This window comes from Stutzerimonas stutzeri, assembly GCF_024448955.1.
Classification (GTDB): Bacteria; Pseudomonadota; Gammaproteobacteria; order Pseudomonadales; family Pseudomonadaceae; genus Stutzerimonas; species Stutzerimonas stutzeri_AQ.
This window is the reverse complement of the sequence record NZ_JAMOIH010000008.1, coordinates 60,489-80,140: the sequence shown is the minus strand read 5'-3', so window position 1 is coordinate 80,140 and position 19,652 is coordinate 60,489. Positions and strand designations below refer to the sequence as shown.

Annotated in this window: 15 protein-coding genes; 9 read left to right on the top strand and 6 right to left on the bottom strand. The window is 59.7% G+C overall.

All coding sequences use genetic code 11. The annotated features are described in order from the left end of the window. Positions 1-31: 31 nt before the first annotated feature. The 4 genes from acnD to NA645_RS10490 all read right to left on the bottom strand — a co-directional run bounded on the left by acnD (position 32) and on the right by NA645_RS10490 (position 5,522). Positions 32-2,626: a Fe/S-dependent 2-methylisocitrate dehydratase AcnD gene (gene acnD / locus NA645_RS10505; RefSeq protein WP_256048748.1), complete on the bottom strand. Its 2,595-nt coding sequence runs from the start codon at positions 2,624-2,626 to the stop codon at positions 32-34. Between the two features lie 75 nt (positions 2,627-2,701). Continuing rightward, positions 2,702-3,829, bottom strand: a complete 1,128-nt coding sequence (gene prpC, locus NA645_RS10500; protein WP_256048747.1) for a bifunctional 2-methylcitrate synthase/citrate synthase — start codon at positions 3,827-3,829, stop codon at positions 2,702-2,704. An 86-nt stretch (positions 3,830-3,915) separates the two neighbouring features. After that, entirely contained in the window at positions 3,916-4,803 is an 888-nt protein-coding gene (gene prpB / locus NA645_RS10495) for a methylisocitrate lyase (protein ID WP_256048746.1), read from the bottom strand. Next, entirely contained in the window at positions 4,800-5,522 is a 723-nt protein-coding gene (locus NA645_RS10490) for a GntR family transcriptional regulator (protein WP_256048745.1), read from the bottom strand. The genes prpB and NA645_RS10490 overlap by 4 nt, the downstream gene beginning before the upstream one ends. Positions 5,523-5,797: 275 nt before the next feature. On the opposite strand from NA645_RS10490, the gene NA645_RS10485 reads away from it, so the two are divergent. From NA645_RS10485 to NA645_RS10450, 8 genes are all read left to right on the top strand, one after another. Next, entirely contained in the window at positions 5,798-6,334 is a 537-nt protein-coding gene (locus tag NA645_RS10485) for an ATP-dependent zinc protease (protein ID WP_256048744.1), read from the top strand. 4 nt (positions 6,335-6,338) lie between these two features. Then, positions 6,339-7,865: an inactive transglutaminase family protein gene (locus NA645_RS10480; RefSeq protein WP_256048743.1), complete on the top strand. Its 1,527-nt coding sequence runs from the start codon at positions 6,339-6,341 to the stop codon at positions 7,863-7,865. Positions 7,866-7,868: 3 nt separating this feature from the next. Next, the gene (locus tag NA645_RS10475; RefSeq protein WP_256048742.1) at positions 7,869-8,852 is read left to right on the top strand and encodes an alpha-L-glutamate ligase-like protein; all 984 of its coding nucleotides are present in this window, start codon (positions 7,869-7,871) and stop codon (positions 8,850-8,852) included. Between the two features lie 59 nt (positions 8,853-8,911). Next, positions 8,912-10,258, top strand: a complete 1,347-nt coding sequence (pabB, locus tag NA645_RS10470; RefSeq protein WP_256048741.1) for an aminodeoxychorismate synthase component I — start codon at positions 8,912-8,914, stop codon at positions 10,256-10,258. Positions 10,259-10,326: 68 nt separating this feature from the next. Beyond that, complete coding sequence (locus NA645_RS10465; protein WP_256048740.1) at positions 10,327-14,001, top strand: ATP-binding protein; 3,675 nt, start codon at positions 10,327-10,329, stop codon at positions 13,999-14,001. Beyond that, positions 14,001-14,642 (top strand): hypothetical protein, encoded by a 642-nt coding sequence (locus tag NA645_RS10460; protein ID WP_256048739.1) that lies wholly within the window; start codon positions 14,001-14,003, stop codon positions 14,640-14,642. The genes NA645_RS10465 and NA645_RS10460 overlap by 1 nt, the downstream gene beginning before the upstream one ends. Beyond that, positions 14,639-15,859: a phosphoenolpyruvate carboxylase gene (locus tag NA645_RS10455; protein WP_256048738.1), complete on the top strand. Its 1,221-nt coding sequence runs from the start codon at positions 14,639-14,641 to the stop codon at positions 15,857-15,859. The genes NA645_RS10460 and NA645_RS10455 overlap by 4 nt, the downstream gene beginning before the upstream one ends. Then, positions 15,859-16,668 carry a DUF7281 domain-containing protein gene (locus tag NA645_RS10450; protein WP_256048737.1) on the top strand — a complete coding sequence of 270 codons (810 nt, stop codon included), beginning with the start codon at positions 15,859-15,861 and terminating at the stop codon, positions 16,666-16,668. The genes NA645_RS10455 and NA645_RS10450 overlap by 1 nt, the downstream gene beginning before the upstream one ends. Before the next feature lie 132 nt (positions 16,669-16,800). On the opposite strand, the gene thrH is transcribed toward NA645_RS10450, so the two are convergent. Continuing rightward, the gene (gene thrH, locus NA645_RS10445; RefSeq protein WP_131648925.1) at positions 16,801-17,418 is read right to left on the bottom strand and encodes a bifunctional phosphoserine phosphatase/homoserine phosphotransferase ThrH; all 618 of its coding nucleotides are present in this window, start codon (positions 17,416-17,418) and stop codon (positions 16,801-16,803) included. 186 nt (positions 17,419-17,604) lie between these two features. Between thrH and NA645_RS10440 the strand changes: the two genes are divergently transcribed. Then, entirely contained in the window at positions 17,605-18,339 is a 735-nt protein-coding gene (locus NA645_RS10440) for a phosphoadenylyl-sulfate reductase (protein WP_256048736.1), read from the top strand. 45 nt (positions 18,340-18,384) lie between these two features. Here the strand turns inward: NA645_RS10440 and cysB are convergent, their stop codons facing one another. Next, positions 18,385-19,359, bottom strand: a complete 975-nt coding sequence (gene cysB, locus NA645_RS10435) for an HTH-type transcriptional regulator CysB (RefSeq protein WP_131648927.1) — start codon at positions 19,357-19,359, stop codon at positions 18,385-18,387. Positions 19,360-19,652 lie beyond the last annotated feature (293 nt).

Sequence of the window (19,652 nt, the reverse complement as noted above, 5' to 3'; positions counted from 1 at the left end):
CACCCGGTGGATCGGTAAAGCGTGATCCACCCTACGCCTGCCCGAGGAAATCCTTGGCAAAGCGCTGCAGCACGCCGCCCGCATCGTAGACCGACACTTCGTCGGCGGTATCCAGACGGCAGGTCACCGGCACTTCGACGCTCTCGCCGTTACGACGATGAATGACCAGCGTCAGCGTTGCACGCGGCGTACGCTCGCCGATCACGTCGAAGGTCTCGGTGCCGTCTATCCCTAAGGTCTTGCGGTCGGTGCCCGGCTTAAACTCCAGCGGCAACACACCCATGCCCACCAGGTTGGTGCGGTGAATACGCTCGAAGCCTTCGGCGACGATGGCTTCCACACCCGCCAGGCGCACGCCCTTGGCCGCCCAGTCACGGGACGAACCCTGACCGTAATCGGCGCCAGCAATGATGATCAGCGGCTGCTTGCGGTTCATGTAGGTTTCGATGGCTTCCCACATGCGCATGACGGCGCCTTCCGGCTCGACGCGCGCCAGCGATCCCTTCTTCACCTGTCCATCGACGACGGCCATTTCGTTGACCAGCTGCGGATTGGCGAAGGTGGCGCGCTGCGCCGTGAGGTGGTCGCCCCGGTGAGTCGCGTAGGAATTGAAGTCCTCTTCCGGCAGGCCCATCTTGTGCAGGTATTCACCAGCGGCGCTGTCCAGCAGGATGGCGTTGGACGGCGACAGGTGGTCGGTGGTGATGTTGTCCGGCAGCACCGCCAGCGGGCGCATGCCCTTGAGGCTGCGCTCGCCGGCCAGCGCGCCTTCCCAGTACGGCGGGCGGCGAATATAGGTGGACATCGGACGCCAGTCGTACAGCGGACTTTCAGCTTCTTCCACCGCGCCCAGATCGAACATCGGGATATAGATCTGGCGGAACTGTTCAGGCTTCACCGAGGAGGCAACGATGGCGTCGATTTCCTCGTCGCTCGGCCACAGGTCCTTGAGGGTGATCGGATTGTCCTGAGCGTCATGGCCCAGCACGTCCTGCTCGATGTCGAAACGCACGGTGCCGGCGATGGCGTAGGCCACCACTAATGGTGGTGAGGCCAGGAAGGCCTGCTTGGCGTAGGGGTGAATGCGCCCGTCGAAGTTGCGGTTGCCGGAAAGCACCGCGGTGGCATACAGGTCGCGGTCGATGATTTCCTGCTGGATCTTCGGGTCCAGTGCACCGGACATGCCGTTGCAGGTGGTGCAGGCGTAGCCAACGATGCCGAAGCCAAGCTTTTCCAGTTCCGGCAGCAGGCCGGCTTCCTCCAGGTACAGCTTGGCGACTTTGGAACCCGGCGCGAAGGACGTCTTCACCCAAGGTTTGCGCAGCAGGCCCAGTTCATTGGCCTTCTTTGCCACCAGACCGGCGGCGACCACGTTGCGCGGATTAGAAGTATTGGTGCAGCTGGTGATGGCGGCGATGATCACCGCACCGTCCGGCATCAGACCTTCCTCTTCGGCCTGCGCCTTGTCCAGGTTCACCGCGATGCCGCGTTCGGCCAACGCCGAGGTCGGCAGTCGGCGGTGCGGATTGGACGGGCCGGCCAGGTTGCGCACCACGGTCGACAGATCGAACTCCAGCACGCGCTCGTATTCGGCGCTGACCAGCGCATCGGCCCAGAGGCCGGTGGTTTTCGCGTAGTGCTCGACCAGCGCCACCTGCTCCGGCTCGCGCCCGGTGAGCTTGAGGTAATCGATGGTTTGCTGGTCGATATAGAACATCGCCGCCGTGGCGCCGTACTCGGGGCACATGTTGGAGATGGTGGCGCGGTCACCGATGGACAGGCTGTCGGCACCTTCGCCGAAAAACTCTACCCAGGCTCCGACCACGCGCTCGTTGCGCAGGAATTCGGTCAACGCCAGGACGATATCGGTCGCGGTGATTCCCGGCTGGCGTTTGCCGGACAACCGGACGCCGACGATATCGGGCAGGCGCATCATTGAGGCGCGACCGAGCATCACGGTCTCCGCCTCCAGACCGCCGACACCGACGGCGATCACGCCCAGGGCATCAACGTGCGGGGTGTGGGAATCGGTGCCGACGCAGGTGTCGGGGAAGGCCACGCCATCGCGCGCCTGGATCACCGGCGACATCTTCTCCAGATTGATCTGGTGCATGATGCCGTTACCGGCCGGAATCACGTCGACGTTCTTGAAGGCGGTCTTGGTCCATTCGATGAAATGGAAGCGATCTTCGTTGCGACGCTCCTCGACGGCGCGATTTTTCTCGAAGGCATCCGGATCGAAACCGGCATGCTCCACCGCCAGCGAGTGATCGACGATCAGCTGCGTCGGCACCACCGGGTTGACCTTGGACGGGTCGCCGCCCTGCTCGGCGATCGCGTCACGCAGACCGGCGAGATCGACCAGCGCGGTCTGGCCGAGAATGTCGTGACAGACCACGCGGGCCGGATACCAGGGAAAGTCCAGGTCCTGTTTACGCTCGATGATCTGCTTCAGCGAATCGGTCAGCAGCGCCGGCTCGCAGCGACGCACCAACTGTTCGGCCAGCACACGGGAGGTATAGGGCAGCTTGTCGTAGGCGCCCGGCTGGATCTCTTCGACTGCCGCGCGGGTGTCGAAGTAGTCAAGCTGGGTGCCGGGCAGAGGTTTGCGGTGTTCTGTATTCATGCCGGAAGAACTCAATCCAGTAATGTTCCGAGGGGCAAGGGAGAGGGAGTCCGATCACGAACTCCCCTCTTCCGATCAGCGTTCGGCGATCGGTACGACCTTGCGCTGCTCCGGACCGATGTAATCGGCGCTCGGCCGAATGATCCGGTTGTTGCTGCGTTGTTCGAACACATGGGACGCCCAGCCGGTGACACGCGAGCAGACGAAGATCGGCGTGAACAGCTTGGTGGGGATGCCCATGAAGTGATAGGCCGAGGCATGGTAGAAGTCGGCGTTGGGGAAGAGCTTCTTCTGCTCCCACATGGTCTCGTCGACCGCAACCGATACCGGGTACAGCACGGTGTCGCCTACTTCGTCGGCCAGCTTCTTGGCCCAGACCTTGATGACCTCGTTGCGCGGATCGGACTCTTTGTAGATCGCATGGCCGAAGCCCATGATCTTGTCCTTGCGCTCCAGCATACCCAGCAGGCCTTCGCGAGCCTCTTCCGGTGTCTTGAAGCGCTCGATCAGCTCCATCGCCGCCTCGTTGGCCCCCCCATGCAGCGGGCCACGCAGCGAACCGATGGCACCGGTCACGCAGGAATAGAGGTCGGACAGGGTCGAAGCACAGACCCGCGCGGTGAAGGTCGAGGCGTTGAACTCATGCTCTGCATAGAGAATCAGCGAGACATTCATCACCCGGACGTGCAGGTCGCTCGGCTTCTTGCCGTGCAACAGCGCGAGGAAGTGCCCGCCCAGGGTGTCTTCGTCGCTACTGCACTCGATGCGAACGCCGTCGTGGGTGAAGCGATACCAGTAGCACATGATCGCCGGGAATGCCGCCATCAGGCGCTCGGCGACGTCACGCTGCTGCTCGAAGCTGACTTCCGGCTCCAGAGTGCCGAGCACCGAAGCGCCGGTACGCATGACGTCCATCGGATGGGCGCTGGCCGGTATGCGCTCCAGCACTTCCTTCAGCGCCTGCGGCAGGTCGCGCAGAGTCATCAGGCGGCTCTTGTAGGCTGCCAGTTGGTCCGTATTGGGCAATTCTCCGTAGAACAGCAGGTAGGCCACTTCCTCGAAATCGGCCACTGCGGCCAGATCGCGAACGTCATAACCACGATAGGTCAGACCGGCGCCTTCCTTGCCGACCGTACAGAGCTCGGTCTGTCCGGCGATCTGACCGCGCAGACCTGCCCCACTCAACACCTTTGCTTCAGCCATTTGCTATCTCCTTATTGGATTTATTCTGGATATTGCTCAATCACGTCGATGGAAGGCTCCGATCACACCGCCGGAACCGCGCGGGCTCAGCTCTTCTTCTGAGCGAACAACGCATCGAGGCTCTGCTCGAAAGCGTGGTAGTTGATGCGGTCGTAAAGCTCCATGCGGGTCTGCATGGTATCGATCACGTTCTTCTGCGTGCCGTCACGGCGCAGCGCGGTATAGACGTTCTCTGCCGCCTTGTTCATGGCCCTGAAAGCCGACAGCGGATACAGCACCAGGGAGACGTCAACGCTGGCCAACTCCTCGGTGGTATACAGCGGGGTGGCACCGAACTCGGTAATGTTGGCCAGGATCGGCGCGTTCACCTGATCGGCAAAGGTCTTGTACATCGCCAGTTCGGTGATGGCTTCGGGAAAGATCATATCTGCACCCGCCTCGATGCAGGCAGCGGCGCGATCCAGCGCGGCGTTCAGCCCTTCCACAGCCAGCGCATCGGTACGCGCCATGATTACGAAGCTGTCATCGGTACGCGCGTCGACGGCCGCCTTGATGCGGTCGACCATCTCCTGCTGGGAAACGATCTCTTTGTTCGGGCGATGACCGCAGCGCTTGGCGCCGACCTGGTCCTCGATATGGATAGCCGCTGCGCCGAACTTGATCATCGACTTGACGGTACGCGCTACGTTGAACGCCGAGGAACCGAAGCCGGTGTCGACATCCACCAGCAGCGGCAGATCGCAGACATCGGTGATGCGGCGCACGTCGGTCAGTACATCGTCGAGACCGGTGATACCCAGATCCGGCAAGCCCAACGAACCAGCTGCGACGCCGCCACCAGACAGATAGATGGCCTTGAAGCCTGCGCGCTTGGCCAGCAGCGCATGGTTGGCGTTGATCGCACCGACGACCTGCAGCGGATGCTCACTGGCCACGGCGTCACGGAAACGCTGACCGGCGGAAGGAAGAGTCATGCATTACCCCTTTCATATGGTGTTTGTTCGAGAACGCCCTGGAAGTGGCGCTCGACGTTGCGCTTGGAAGCAGCGATATGGCGGCGCATCAGCAGCTCCGCCAGCTCGCCATCGCGGTCGGTGATAGCGTCGAGAATCCGGTGATGCTCGGCGAAGGCTTGATGTGGCCGGTTCGGAGTCGTAGAGAATTGGATGCGGTACATGCGCACCAATTGATAGAGCTCATCGCAGAGCAACTTGGCCAAGGTGCGGTTGCCACTGCCCTGAATGATGCGGTAATGAAAGTCGAAATCGCCTTCCTGCTGGTAATAGCCGACGCCCGCCTGGAACGCCTCATCGCGCTCATGCGTACTCAGCACACGCCGCAGCTCTTCGATCTCGGCGTCGCTCATGCGCTCGGCGGCCAGCCGACAAGCCATGCCTTCCAATGATTCGCGGATCTCGTAGAGCTCGATCAACTCGGCATGGCTGAGGGAAACCACCCGTGCGCCCACATGGGGAATGCGCACCAGCAGCTTCTGCCCTTCCAGGCGGTGGATCGCCTCGCGCAACGGCCCACGACTGATGCCATAGGTGCGCGCTAGCTCCGGCTCGGAAATCTTGCTGCCGGGTGCGATATCGCCCTTGACGATGGCAGCCTGAATCAGCCGGAACACGTGTTCGGACAGGGTTCCGCTATCTAATTGATCAGAACGGAGGTTTTCGACGGTATCGAGCATATTGTTGACACCAAGGATATCAATTGCCGACAACTTACGCCCCGAAACACCAAATGGTCAATGGGACGAAAGTAGATTGTCGACAATATGGTCAGCGAGGCGCGGCTGGCATCTATGACATTACGCAGCCGAGCTCAAGGCATAAGCCTAGTCGGCGGAACGAACGGCCATGTAGAATGCGCCGGTAATGGGCGCCTGGCGCCCGCCTCGCCATGCCTCCAAGCTCACGGCCTGCCGTTCCGCCCATGCTTTCCGACTCGACTAACCCTGGACCTATGAGCGCCAAACTCTTCCTTCTGTCGCTGTGCCTTCTGGCCTCCCCGCTCTTCGCCCAAGCGGATGGCAAAACCATCTATGGCCTGAACGAACATGTCGCTCTACCCGACTTTGGTATCGAGCTACCTGCGAAACTCGATACGGGCGCGCAAACCGCCTCGCTCAGCGCGCGCGATATCGAAAACTTCAAGCGCAAGGGGAAGGATTGGGTTCGCTTCTACCTCGCCGTCGACGAGGCTCATGACCACCCGATCGAGCTGCCGCTGCAGCGCATCAGCAAGATCAAACGTCGCGCTGGAGACTTTGATCCAGAAGAAGAAAAAACCTATACACCGCGCCCCGTCGTGGAGCTCGAGCTGTGCATGGGCAAGGCCAAACGCAGCATTGAAGTGAACCTCACGGACAGAAGTGCATTCCAATATCCACTTTTAATAGGTTCCGATGCGCTTACTCGCTTCGGTGCCCTGGTCGATCCAAGCCTTAAGTACGCTGCTGGCAAACCCGGCTGCATTATCGAATCCGACGCTGACGAGTAATTCCATGCGCGCCCTTACCCTGCATCTCAAAGTCCTGATTTTCCTGCTCGTCACGCTGGGCATCGCGATCACCGCGTACCAGATTTTCGTCTTCGGAATTCCGATTACCGAAGACGAAACCGATGACCTGTGGAATATCGACGCCAAAATCGAATTTCAGGCCAGCCCGCGCGAGCCGGTGAAGCTGCAGATGTACGTGCCTCCGCTGAACCAGGAGTTCGTCAGCCTCAACGAAAGCTTCATCTCCAACAATTACGGCGTCAGCATCAACCGCGCCGACGGCAACCGTCGCGTCACCTGGTCGGCGCGTCGCGCCAGTGGCAATCAAACGCTTTACTACCGCCTGGTGCTCACCAGACGCTACAGCGGCGAACAAACCGCGGCCACCGGCCCGATCTTCCGCGACAGCATTCCGGTCGAAGGTGCCGAAAAAATTGCCGCCGAAGCCCTGCTCTCACCGATCCGCCAGCATTCGGCCGATGTCGAGACCTTCATCAGCGAAGCCATCAAGCGTGTAAACAATACCGATGATGACAACGTCAAATTGCTGCTCGGCGGCGACTCGTCGACTCCGAACAAGGCCCGTGTGATCGATCTGCTGCTGTCCATCGCCCATGTGCCGATGGAGCGCGTGCACACCGTTCGACTGCTCGCCGATATGGCGCAGACGCCCGAACTCTGGCTACGCAGCTTCAACGGTGACAAGTGGCTGTATTTCAACCCGGAAACCGGTGAGCAGGGGCTGCCGAAGGATCGTTTGGTCTGGTGGACCGGTGACGAGCCGCTGCTAACGCTCGAAGGTGGGCGTAATGCGCAAGTGACGTTCACGCTCAACAGCAGCGAGATGAACGCCATCCGCCTGGCGAAGCTGACGGACGAAAACACCGACGCGGACTTCCTTGAATACTCGCTGTATGGCCTGCCACTGCAGACTCAACAGACCTATCAGATCATGATCATGATCCCGATCGGCGTTCTGGTGATTCTGATTCTGCGCAACCTCGGCGGCTTGCAAACGCTGGGTACCTTCACTCCGGTGCTGATCGCCCTAGCGTTCCGCGAGACCCAGATTGGCTTCGGCATCATTCTGTTTACCGTCATTACCGCACTCGGTTTGTCCCTGCGCTCCTACCTTGAACATCTGAAGTTGCAGATGCTGCCACGCCTCTCGGTCGTGCTCACGTTCGTCGTCGTGCTGATTGCGGTGATCAGCCTGTTGAGTCACAAGCTCGGGCTCGAGCGCGGGCTTTCCGTCTCGCTGTTCCCGATGGTGATCCTGACCATGACCATCGAGCGCCTGTCGATCACCTGGGAAGAACGCGGTGGCGGCCATGCCTTCAAGGTCGCGGTTGGCACACTGATCGCAGCAAGTCTGTCGTTCCTGCTGATGAACATTCCGGAACTGACCTACTTCATCTTCACCTTCCCGGCAGTGTTGCTGATCATGGTGGGCTTCATGCTGGCCATGGGTCGTTACCGTGGCTACCGCCTGACCGAGCTGTTCCGTTTCAAAGCCTTTTTGAAGGATTGAGCCATGTTCGGTCTGATCAAGACGTGGAAGGCCCTGGAAGCCAAGGGCATCATGGGCATCAACCGCCGCAACGCGGACTATGTGCTCAAGTACAACAAGCGCAACCTGTACCCGATCGTCGATGACAAGATCATCACCAAGGAACGGGCCATCGAAGCCGGTATCGATGTGCCGGAAATGTACGGCATCATCGAGACCGAAAAGGATATCGAGAAGCTCAACGACATCGTAAAGGGGCGCCCCGATTTCGTCGTCAAGCCGGCACAGGGCGCTGGCGGCGACGGCATTCTGGTGATCGCCGATCGATTCGAGGGCCGCTACCGGACGGTTTCGGGCAAGATCATCACCCATGAGGAGATCGAGCATCAGATCTCCAACATCCTCACCGGCCTTTATTCGCTGGGTGGACACCGTGACCGGGCGCTGATCGAATACCGCGTTACGCCGGACCCGATCTTCAAGAGCATCAGCTACGAAGGCGTACCGGACATCCGCATCATCGTGCTGATGGGCTACCCGGTCATGGCCATGCTGCGCCTGCCGACCCGCCAGTCCGGCGGCAAGGCCAACCTGCACCAAGGGGCCATCGGCGTCGGTGTGGATCTGGCCACCGGCATCACGCTGCGCGGCACTTGGCTGAACAACAAGATCACCAAGCACCCCGACACCACCAACGCGGTGGACGGCGTGCAACTGCCCAACTGGGACGGCTTCATGAAGCTCGCCGCCGGCTGCTATGAGCTGTGCGGGCTGGGCTACATCGGCGTCGACATGGTGCTCGACCAGGACAAGGGCCCGCTGATTCTCGAGCTCAACGCACGCCCTGGTCTGAACATTCAGATTGCCAATGACTGCGGCCTGACTCATCGGGCGCATGCGGTAGAATCGCGCATCGCCCAGCTTAAGGAAAAAGGCATCCAGGAGACCCCGGAAGAGCGAGTGGCATTCGCCCAACAGCTGTTCGGGCATATTCCAGCCCACGACTAGCTCACCGCTCTCGCCCGACCCTCAGCGGTCGGGTGCTCCTGTCCAGCCAATCATCGCCAATGCCTGTCTGCACCCTATACACCCTCGAATACAAACCTGATCCCGCGAGCTGGTTCGAGCGAATTCGTCACGCCCACGGCGCGGTGCTGCTGGACTCCGGCAGGCCAGGCGCCGAGCGGGGTCGCTATGATCTGCTCAGCGCCTGGCCGCTCGGCATCTTCGAGCCCGGTGCAGACGAATCCGGTGCAGCTTTTTTCCAACGCCTGCGCCAGGCGCTCGAGCTGCTTGGCCGCGCCGACATTCCTGACGATTGCCCCCTACCCTTTGCCGGTGGCTTGATCGGCCTGTTGGCCTACGACTTCGGCAGACGGCTCGAGGCATTACCGAACCGTGCCCTGGATGACCTGGCGCTACCCGCCGCCCGGTTCGGCCTCTACCCGTGGGCACTGATCAACGATCACCAGCTCAAGCGCAGCCATCTGGTATTTCATCCCAACCTTGGCGATACAGACCGCCAGCGCCTGATACGGTTATTCGAAACCGATGCCGAATATGAACACCAGCCATTCGAGCTCCAGGCGAAGTTCACTGCCGAGCTCGAGCTTAATGGCTATAAGCAGGCCGTCGAGAAGATCCAGCGCTATATCCAGGAAGGCGATTGCTATCAGGTGAACTTTGCCCAGCGCTTCCGGGCGCCCTGTCAGGGCGATGAGTGGGATGCTTACCGTCGCGTGCGTAACGTTTGCCCCACGCCTTTTTCTGGCTTTATCGCGCTCGACGGCGGTGCTATTGCCAGCTTTTCACCCGAACGCTTTCTTCGGCTAAAGGAAGGTCGCGTCGAGACCCGGCCGATCAAGGGCACCCGCCAGCGGGGCATGGATCCGCACACCGATGCGGAGCAAGCTCAAGCACTGTTGGCAAGCGACAAGGATCGAGCGGAAAATCTGATGATCGTCGACCTGATGCGCAACGACCTCGGCCGCAGCTGCCGAATCGGCAGCGTGCAGGTGCCTGAGCTCTTCGCGTTGGAAAGCTATCCCAACGTGCATCACCTGGTCAGCTGCGTCAGCGGAACCCTGGCTGATGGTCGAGACGCGTTCGATCTTCTTGCTGGCAGCTTTCCCGGCGGTTCGATCACAGGCGCGCCGAAGATCCGCGCGATGCAGATCATCGACGAACTGGAAGCCACCAGTCGTTCGGTTTACTGCGGCTCGCTGCTTTATATCGATGTTCGTGGCGAGATGGACAGCTCCATCGCCATCCGCACCTTATTAATAAAAGACCAGCAAGTTACCTGCTGGGGCGGTGGCGGAATCGTCGCAGACTCTGATTGGCAAGCGGAATACGAGGAGTCCATAGGCAAGGTCAAGGTGCTTATGGAAGTGCTGGAAACCATTCCTCATTAACCATGCGCCAGGCATGGCTCGAATTGCCGTCCACGGTCGGACACATAACCATTGATAGAAGAAACCCAATGCCCAGCCTGAATCGCATCATTCTCATAAACACCCACCTCATGGGTGTGGTCGAGCTGGTGGTGGATGATCACACCAACATCTGCGGTACCAACGCTTCCGGTAAAACCACCCTCCAGCGCCTGGTACCTGTGTTCTATGGCGAATACCCGAGCCGCGTGGTGCCCTCCACCCGCGACAGTTTCGAGCGCTGGTATCTACCTACGGACCAGAGCTTCATCGTGTTCGAGTACCGGCGCATGGACGACGAGCTGTGTCAGGCCGTGCTCGCAGCCGCTAGTGACGGCAGGGGTGTTGACTACCGCCTGGTGCACAAGGCGTTCGAACTGGACGATTACATCAAGAACCGCCAGGGCGACCGCATCAGCTGCCTGACCATGAATGAGCTGGGCCGCCACTTTAAACAGATGGGTGTGGCCACGACCAATCAGCTGAACACTCGTCAGTTCCGCGCGATCATTCAAAATGATCGCAGCCTACTCGCTGCCGACAACCAGCGCAGCGAATTGCGCAGTCTGGCTCGCCAGTTCTCCCTGTGCGCGGGCGAGCATTCTCTACGGCATATCGAAAAGCTGGTGCGCGCCGTGCACTCACGCGAAGGCAAGATGGAAACCATCAAGTCGATGATCGCGGCCATCCTCGAAGAGGATGGCGTGACACCGCCGACTACTCACCTGAACCCGCAGCGGGTCGAGGACTGGATTCGCGACAGCCAGCTGATTCAGGGCTTCGATGCGATTCGTCCGGAATTCGCCCGACTGGAAGGCGACCATCAAGACTTGCAAAGCTGCGAGGCTCGCCTGAGCGGCCTGCTGCTGGCCTATCGCACTGACGAGCCCGTGCTGTTTGCGCGTCAGGAACAACTCAAGGACACACTCGAACAGACCGGCTTCGCGCTCAAGCAGCTTGAAGAAAAGTGGCGCGACGAGCGCGACGAGCTCTCCCTCTCGCTTTCCCAGGCCCAAGGCCAGATTGAAAGCGCAGAAATACAGCTGACCCACATCGAGGAGCAATATCAGGGTTACCTCGACGCCAACATCGATCAGGCCAAGGCCGACCTGGACAAGCTCGATGGCTGGAAGCTTGAACTGAATAATCTCAAAGAGCGCCTGCGACTGCTTACCGAGCAGCATGCGGATGTTCAGAACGCCTACCTGGAGCGCAAACAGGAAATTCAGGAGCAACAGCAGGAAGCGCTGGAGCGCCTGCACGATCAGGAGCGTCAGCTGCACGACGAGCTGGCCGCACGCAACCAACAGAAGAACAACGCCATTGGCCAGTTGGAAAAATCCTTCGGGAATCACCAGCAGGAGGCCGACGGCCGCTTTCGCGAGCAGAAGCACGCCGTCCAGCTGGAACAGCGCAGCCTGGAACAGCAGATCGCCAGTTTCAGCTACAGCGAGGAAGAAGTCCTTAGCCTGAACATCTTCGACCGCCGTCTGGATGATGCCGAACACAAGCGAGAAGAAGCCAGCCAGACGCTGGATACCCTGATTCAAGAAGAACGCAAGCTGCTACGACAGCGCGAAGAAGGCAGCCAGCAACTCAACCTGGCCGCTCGCCGCGTGGCCGAGCGTCAGCGGACGCGGGACGAGGCCGAACAGCTCCTCTACCCACGCCAGAACACCTTGCTCGAATTCCTGCGCCGCGAACAGCCTGATTGGGAATTGCAGCTGGGGAAGGTGATCGAGCCTGCCCTGCTGCAGCGAACCGACCTCAAACCGGCACTCAGCGAGCCACAGAGCGATAGCCTGTATGGCGTGCACCTCGAATTGGCTGCTCTGGAAACACCCGAGCACGCGGCTAGCGAAGCCGAGTTGCGCCATCGCCTGCAGCTCGCCGAAGACAACCTGCAGGATGCGCAGCATCAGCAGCAGCAGACAGAGCACCAACTGGCGGAAACCAGTGCAGCCCTGGACGTACTCAACCCCCGCCTTGTGGTCGCCCGTACCGAACTCCAAAACCGCAAGAGTGATCATCAGCGCCTCAAGGAAGAACGTGCTGCGCTCAAGGGGCGTCTGGAAGCCGCCTTAGCCGAACGACGGCTAGAGGCCAAGAAACAGCTCAGTGACTTGGGCAACGTGATCAAGCAACTCCAGCTGGAACAGGAAAGCCTGCTGGAGGACTTGGAAGCGCAGCTCCAAGAAGCACGGATAGAGACACTTGCCCATTGGCAGCAAGTGATCGGCGATCTGGACCACCGCATGGCACAACTCAAGGCCCAAATCGATAACCAGCGAAGCACCGGCAAAGCCGAGCTGGCCGCCTGTGAACAGTGGTATCGGAACGAGTTGAAATCTCGCGGCGTGGATGAAACCCAGCTCATCCAGCTCAGGACCGACCTGCGCGCGCTCGACCAGCGCATCAGGGACACCGAGGCGCGCCGGGCCGACGTCAACCGCTACCAAGAGTGGTATGCGTTGAGCTGGCTGAAGCTCAAACCCAAGCTACAGGATGAGCTGACCAACCAGAAGGTGCTGGCCACCGAACTCAGGCAGCAGTTGGACGCTGCTTCCGCCCAATTCAAGGCCAGCCGCGGCGCGCTAGACAAGCAACGACAACAGGCTCTGCAGGCTCAAATCATTGTCGGCGACCAGCTGGACAGCTTGAAAACACTGCTGCGTCGTTTGGGCGAGCTCAAGCTGCCGCGCGAAGGCACGCTCGCAGAAGGCGAGCTTGATGAGCGTCTGCGGCACGGCCAGGAACAATTGCATCACCGCGACGCCCTGCTCGCTGCCATCAAACAGCACGTGGACCGCTTCGACACCCTCATCGCAAGCAAGTCCGGCTCCAGCCTGGCGGAAACCTGGGAGCGCAGCCGTGAAGAATGCAGCCGAATCAACGAACGCGGCATCCCCAGTCTGGATTACCGCCGCCTGGTACCGGCGCTCGACGAGCTGCTCAACAAGCTGGTACCGCAAAGCCTCAACGGCCTGCGCGAGCAAGGGCGGATCTTCGGTAATGAGCTGTTTACCTTCTTCGATATTCTGACGGATATCGATAAACGCATCGCCAACCAGAGCGCCCGCATCACTCGTGAAGTCAGCGAGGACCTGCTTCTCGAAGGCGTATCCAATTCCGCGGTGACGATTCGCTCGCGCATCACCGAACTGGAGTTCTGGCCGGAGCTACGTGCCTTCGCTCGTGCCTATCTGGCTTGGGAAGAAAGCGGCTTTGCCGAGCTGCCCAATGGCGACTACACCGGCAGCATGCGCCGCGCATTGGAAGTTCTTGGCCGCTCTGCGTTGAACAGCGGTGTTGCAGGTTTATTGGAAATCGAACTGCGTCTACGTGAAGGCCGAAGCGATCTGGTCATCCGCACCGACCGCCAGCTCAATGAATCCTCCAGCCACGGGATGGCTTATCTGATTCTCTGCAAGTTTCTGCTGGCGTTTACTCGGCTGCTACGAGGTAACGCGCCCGCAGTTATTCATTGGCCGATCGACGAGCTGGGCACCTTACACCACGCCAACGTGAAGAAAATCTTCGATGCTTGCGGCAATAACTCGATCCGCATCCTCGGCGCTTTCCCTAACCCGGACTCTGAAGTGCTGTCGCTGTTTGCCAATCGTTACATTGTCAACAAACAGACCCGCCAGTTGCAGGTGGTCAAACCGCGCCTGGACGTGATTGGCGAACGCCTCAAGGCACGCATGACCGGGGAGACCGCCTGATGTTATCCACCAAAGGCAACGTGATCGAATCACTGCTGCAAGGGTCCTTCATCTGCCGGACCAGCAATGAAGAGGGCTGGCGATTCTTGAAGAACCCGGCCAACCGCGAACAGGTGGATGAGTACCTGAACACCCTCAACCGTGTAGTCGCCACGGTCGGTGGCGCTGCCGACTCCGACGTGTTCTTCTGCGGCTATCGCCAGTTGGGCGACGCCGAGCGACGGATCGTCAGCCAGCAATTCCGCGATATTTGCAATGCTCTGACGCCGCTGGCGGAGTGGCTGGTCTTGGTACAGGAGGCCAGCGCCCACGACGCCCCGCTGACGGAAGGAAGCCCGATTCGTCTCAACGAACTGCAAAGCATCGTCGAAGACACGCCGGCGTTTCGCGAGCAGCTCAACCGTATCAGCCATTACGCCCTGTTTCGCTCCACCAGTAGCAACGTTGACGCCCAGATCAAGCAGGTATTCAAAAAGCTGTGCGAACTGGGCTATTTGTTGCGCCCAAATCCCGACAAACAGATATTTCTCGGCACCGGTAAGCTGGATTACCTCTACGAAGTGATCCGTTTCATCGATGAAGCAGAAGGGCTAGCACTGGAGGAGCGTGCCGAAGCCTCCAGCCAGGGCAATCTGATATGAACAACAACCTGCATCAGGCCGGCGTGCGCTTCCTGCGCCAGCTGGGGCGCCATGCCGAACCGATTATGGATGCCTATCTGGCTGGCTCTGTGCCTGACCAGAGCCTCGAGCCCGGCGTACAGGAGCGCCTGATCAAGGACGGCATTCTGTATCGCCCCGAGCCTGGCTCCGATCTGCACTTGCGCCGTGTGGTACGCGCGCTACTCGAGGAAGCGCTGCGCGACGACCGCAATCGGCAGATCGACGCCAACACCGGCTCGACGCTTGCGACGTTCAAGACCTTGGCTGCGCATTACAAGGAAGCCCATCACCAGGGTGACTTCCCGGCGGCAGACGCCTATCTGGCCGATTTACGCGAGCACGTCTACAGCTTTACCGAAGGGCTGAGCCACAGCATTCGAGTGCTGTGGAGCCGGATCAACAACGAGTTCGGCTACGTCGGCAGCCTGACTGCGAAAATCCGCGAAAACGAGTTGGCCCAGTCGCAGGTGAGCGAACTGCTCAATGGACTGGAAATGATCGATTTCCAAGAGCTGGCGGATACCGCGGGGGATTTGAGAGAGCTACGCCGTCTGCTGGTGGCCAGCCTGCAACGCAGCGTCAGTGCCTGTTCGCAGGAGCTGAGTATCGTCCAGGGCCGTTTGTTGGAGCTGCTGGGCCGCTTTCGAAAGATTCAAGGTCGCACCCTGCTGCTCAAGGGCTGGCTGCTGCACGGCGAGCAGCAACCGGACTATCAGGTCGGCAACCACACGACCCGCTCACAATTGCCGCAGCTTTTCAGCCTGGCCCCGCCTACCTTGGGCCCAGCCGCAGTTAACATCCATGCCAGTAGTCATGAAGCCGACCTGCTCGCCCTACTCGCGCAAATCAAGGCCTCGCAACAAGCGGAGAATATGCTCACCCCGCTACCAGAAGCCGAAGAGTTGCTGCTGCAGGAAGTCGAAGGCTTCGAGGTGCAGACCAGTCCGATTCAGGAAGCAGTGCAGGACTATCTCTGCCATGTGATCGAGAACGGTCACCCCGTCACCGCCCTGACTTGGCATTCGCAACAGGCGCTGCCCTGGGAAACGGAATCCTGGCTCTACCAGGTGATCGGCGGCTACGAAGCCCTGCCCGATGACCAGAAGAGTCATTTCGAGCTGGACCTGCAGGGCGAGTCCCATCCGATTTACAACGGCAATTACATCGTGCGGGACATTGCCCTGTGGTTGGCCTAGTGACGCGCCATTTCAATGCCGTCCACCGTGCGGTACGCAACCAGTTACCCTCGGTGTCTCTCAATGCAGCCTGGGAAGATATCCGCCGCTATGTCGAAATTGGCATGCGGCGCGGCGGCAAACTGCACTTGAACGACGCCGATTACCGGGCGCTGCGTACGTTTTTTCTCCGGGTCGAGGGTTGGGACCCGATAACGCCACCGCCTGCCGGTAGTCGCACAGAGATTGCCCGCCAATTCCGAGATGACAAGCTAGGATCGGAACGCCCGGGCGATAACTTCGTACTGGTCAAGGGTAACCTGCCCGCGCCTCTGCCGCAGTTGCCCGCAGAACTCAGCCTACGAGTCCCGCTGGACACACTAGCCTTGGCACAGGTTCGCAATCTCGTGTTGGTAGAGAACCTGGACAGCTTTGACCAGTGGCAGGAGTACCGCATCCCCGAAGCGCTCAACGACGCCCTGGTGTTGTACCGAGGCCATGGTGGTCTGGCTCGCGGCGCGCGAAAGCTGATTGCACAGCTACCTGAGTCGGTGTGTCTGCACGTCTTTCCCGATTTCGATCCGGCGGGTCTTGTTATCGCCGTCAGCATGTCAGCCCGCGGCCTGCTAGTTCCCGCGCTCGGCGATAAGCTTATTGAGAAAAGCCACCGCGATCATTTCGAGCGCCAGTACCGCCAAAGCAAGCACCTCGATGAACTTGAACTGGGTGGCTGGCGGCCCGTCTGGCAGGCAATGCGTGAGAACCAGCTGAGCATCAAACAGCAGCACATGCTGGCATTTGATGCAGCGTTACAGCTGGTAATGCGCTAGCAGTGTGAGCCCGAGGCACAACTCACCGGCAGCCTTGAACGCTACTCGAAGATCAAGTCGAGCCTTCCATTACCGGGCGCTGCCATCGGCCTGATCTCGATTCTTCCTGCTTCGTCGCTTTAACCGTCGCGCTTACAGCGATAGCTCTCGGTTCGACGCCTTCAGGAATTCTTGCTTCAGCGCCTCGAAGGTATGCACAGCCGGGAACTGCGGAAACTCACGGATGACGTTGTCCGGCGCATGGAAGAGGATGCCGGCGTGGGCCTCGGAGAGCATGGTGGTGTCGTTGTACGAATCACCAGCTGCGATAACGCGGTAGTAAAGGCTCTTCAGAGCGATCACGGACTGCCGCTTGGGGTCTTTCTGGCGCAGCTCGTAATTTACGACACGCCCTGATTCGTCAGTGATCAGGCGATGGCAAAGCAGCGTCGGGAAGCCCAGCTGACGCATCAGCGGCTGCGAAAACTCATAGAACGTGTCCGACAGGATCACGACCTGGAAGCGCTCGCGCAGCCAGTCGACGAACTCGACGGCGCCATCGAGCGGTTTCAGGGTCGCGATGACGGCCTGGATATCCGACAATTTCAGACCGTGCTCGTCGAGGATGCGCAGCCGCTGCTTCATCAGCACGTCATAGTCAGGAATGTCCCGCGTGGTCGCCCGGAGGGATTCGATTCCAGTGGCCTCGGCAAAGGCGATCCAGATTTCTGGAACCAGCACACCTTCCAGGTCAAGACAGGCTATTTCCACGGGCCACTCCTTAAAGCAGAAAAATTGAAGCGGCACTCTAACGACAAGGGCGGAGCGGTGCAACGCGACGCCTTATTCACTAAAGTTAGGCGGAGCCTCAGCAAACGTTATTTAGCGTCATAAAGCCTATTTGTTACCATCCGCGGCCAGCAGAGCGCCCCAAGCGCCAATCAAGGAAGCCGCCTGATGACTCACCAATTTGATGTAGCCGAGCTGGCCGCGGCCTATGCCGGCAAATCCCCGCAAGAGATTCTCAAGCTCGCCTTCGACCTCTTCGGAGATGACCTGTGGATTTCGTTCAGCGGCGCCGAAGACGTCGTGCTGGTGGACATGGCCTGGAAACTGAACAAAAACGTAAAAGTGTTCAGCCTCGATACCGGTCGTCTGCACAGCGAAACCTATCGCTTCATCGAGCAGGTTCGCGAGCACTACGGCATTCCGATCGAGATCATGACGCCCGATCCTGCCCTACTCCAACCGATGGTCAACGAAAAGGGATTGTTCAGTTTCTATCGCGACGGCCATGGCGAATGCTGTGGCATCCGCAAGATCGAGCCGCTTCGGCGCAAACTGTCCGGCGTTCGAGCCTGGGCCACCGGCCAGCGCCGCGACCAGAGTCCCGGTACCCGGAGTCAGGTTTCGGTGCTGGAAGTCGACAGTGCTTTTTCAACGCCTGAACACACGCTGTACAAATTCAACCCCCTGGCGCAGATGACCAGCGAGGAAGTCTGGGGCTATATCCGCATGCTGGAGGTGCCTTACAACAGCCTGCACGAGCGTGGATTCATCAGCATCGGTTGCGAGCCTTGCACACGCCCGGTACTGCCGAACCAGCACGAGCGCGAAGGTCGCTGGTGGTGGGAGGAATCCACGCAGAAAGAATGCGGCCTGCACGCCGGCAATCTGATCGCGAAGCAATAAAGACCATTAAAAGCGGCAGCCTTGGCTTGAGGCGTGCCGCTGCTCCTAATAGGTCGGCAACTCGACGTTCTGGAACAATTCGTCCAGCTCGACCTTATTTCGGCATTGCACGGCTTTCTCGAGCATTTCTCGATCGAGATGCGGTGCGAAGGTTTCGATGAAATCTGCCATGAAGCCACGCAGAAAGGTACCGCGGCGGAAGCCAATTTTCGTGACGCTGGCTTCGAACAGCTCGCTGGCATCGAGCACCACCAGATCCGGATCAAGCTTGGCATCGACCGCCATCCGCGCCACGATGCCTACGCCCAATCCCAGCCGAACATAGGTCTTGATAACGTCTGCATCCGCCGCCGTGAACACTACCTTGGGCGATAAGCCCCGGTGGCTGAATGCCTCGTCCAACTTGGAACGCCCGGTAAAACCGAATACGTAGGTCACGATCGGATGCTCCGCCAGCGCGTCCAGAGTGAGCTTGTCCAGCTCGGTCAGGGGGTGTCCCTGCGGCACGACGACGCAACGGTTCCAGCGATAGCACGGCATCATCACCAGATCGCCGAACTGCTCCAGACCTTCGGTGGCGATGGCAAAATCCACAGTCCCGTCAGCTGCCATTTCGGCAATCTGCATGGGCGTGCCTTGATGCATGTGCAAGGAAACGTCGGGGTACTGTTTGATGAAGGTGCGGATCACTTGAGGCAAGGCATAGCGAGCCTGCGTGTGAGTGGTTGCGATACTCAATGTGCCGCGCTTCTCATTGGAGAATTCCTGAGCGATCTGTTTGATGCTTTCGCATTTGCGCAGGATTTCGCCGGCCGTGGTGATGATTCGTTCGCCAGCTGGAGTGACTCTGGTCAGATGCTTTCCACTGCGAGCGAAGACTTCGACACCCAGCTCATCTTCAAGCAACCGAATTTGCTTGCTGATGCCGGGTTGAGAGGTGAACAGGCTCTGCGCCGTGGCCGAGACATTGAGGTCATGATGCGCCACCTCCCAGATGTAACGCAGTTGCTGAAGCTTCATAGAGATCCCTCAAAATGCCAATGGCGCCTGAACGCCACCATTTTTTATAACTTCTGCGCCAGAAATCGGAATTCTAGGTCATTTCCGTATGTATCGCCCGCAGCATCCAGACGACGTCACCTTGCTGCAACCTCTGCAACGTAGAACAGTGAGCATACCGGGGTATACGCCGCCCGGTCTGTCAGCGTGATCGCATCCAGAGACGCCGAAGCCGCGAGCACTTAAGGATATCGCGGTCTCGTTTGAGCTTAGCAGCCCGAAGGAAAACCACTACCGCGCCGAACGCCCGTCCG

Coding starts and splice junctions, on each gene's coding strand:
- acnD (WP_256048748.1), bottom strand. CDS start 2,626: ATGAATACAGAACACCGCAAACCTCTGCCCGGCACCCAGCTTGACTAC.
- prpC (WP_256048747.1), bottom strand. CDS start 3,829: ATGGCTGAAGCAAAGGTGTTGAGTGGGGCAGGTCTGCGCGGTCAGATC.
- prpB (WP_256048746.1), bottom strand. CDS start 4,803: ATGACTCTTCCTTCCGCCGGTCAGCGTTTCCGTGACGCCGTGGCCAGT.
- NA645_RS10490 (WP_256048745.1), bottom strand. CDS start 5,522: ATGCTCGATACCGTCGAAAACCTCCGTTCTGATCAATTAGATAGCGGA.
- NA645_RS10485 (WP_256048744.1), top strand. CDS start 5,798: ATGAGCGCCAAACTCTTCCTTCTGTCGCTGTGCCTTCTGGCCTCCCCG.
- NA645_RS10480 (WP_256048743.1), top strand. CDS start 6,339: ATGCGCGCCCTTACCCTGCATCTCAAAGTCCTGATTTTCCTGCTCGTC.
- NA645_RS10475 (WP_256048742.1), top strand. CDS start 7,869: ATGTTCGGTCTGATCAAGACGTGGAAGGCCCTGGAAGCCAAGGGCATC.
- pabB (WP_256048741.1), top strand. CDS start 8,912: ATGCCTGTCTGCACCCTATACACCCTCGAATACAAACCTGATCCCGCG.
- NA645_RS10465 (WP_256048740.1), top strand. CDS start 10,327: ATGCCCAGCCTGAATCGCATCATTCTCATAAACACCCACCTCATGGGT.
- NA645_RS10460 (WP_256048739.1), top strand. CDS start 14,001: ATGTTATCCACCAAAGGCAACGTGATCGAATCACTGCTGCAAGGGTCC.
- NA645_RS10455 (WP_256048738.1), top strand. CDS start 14,639: ATGAACAACAACCTGCATCAGGCCGGCGTGCGCTTCCTGCGCCAGCTG.
- NA645_RS10440 (WP_256048736.1), top strand. CDS start 17,605: ATGACTCACCAATTTGATGTAGCCGAGCTGGCCGCGGCCTATGCCGGC.
- cysB (WP_131648927.1), bottom strand. CDS start 19,359: ATGAAGCTTCAGCAACTGCGTTACATCTGGGAGGTGGCGCATCATGAC.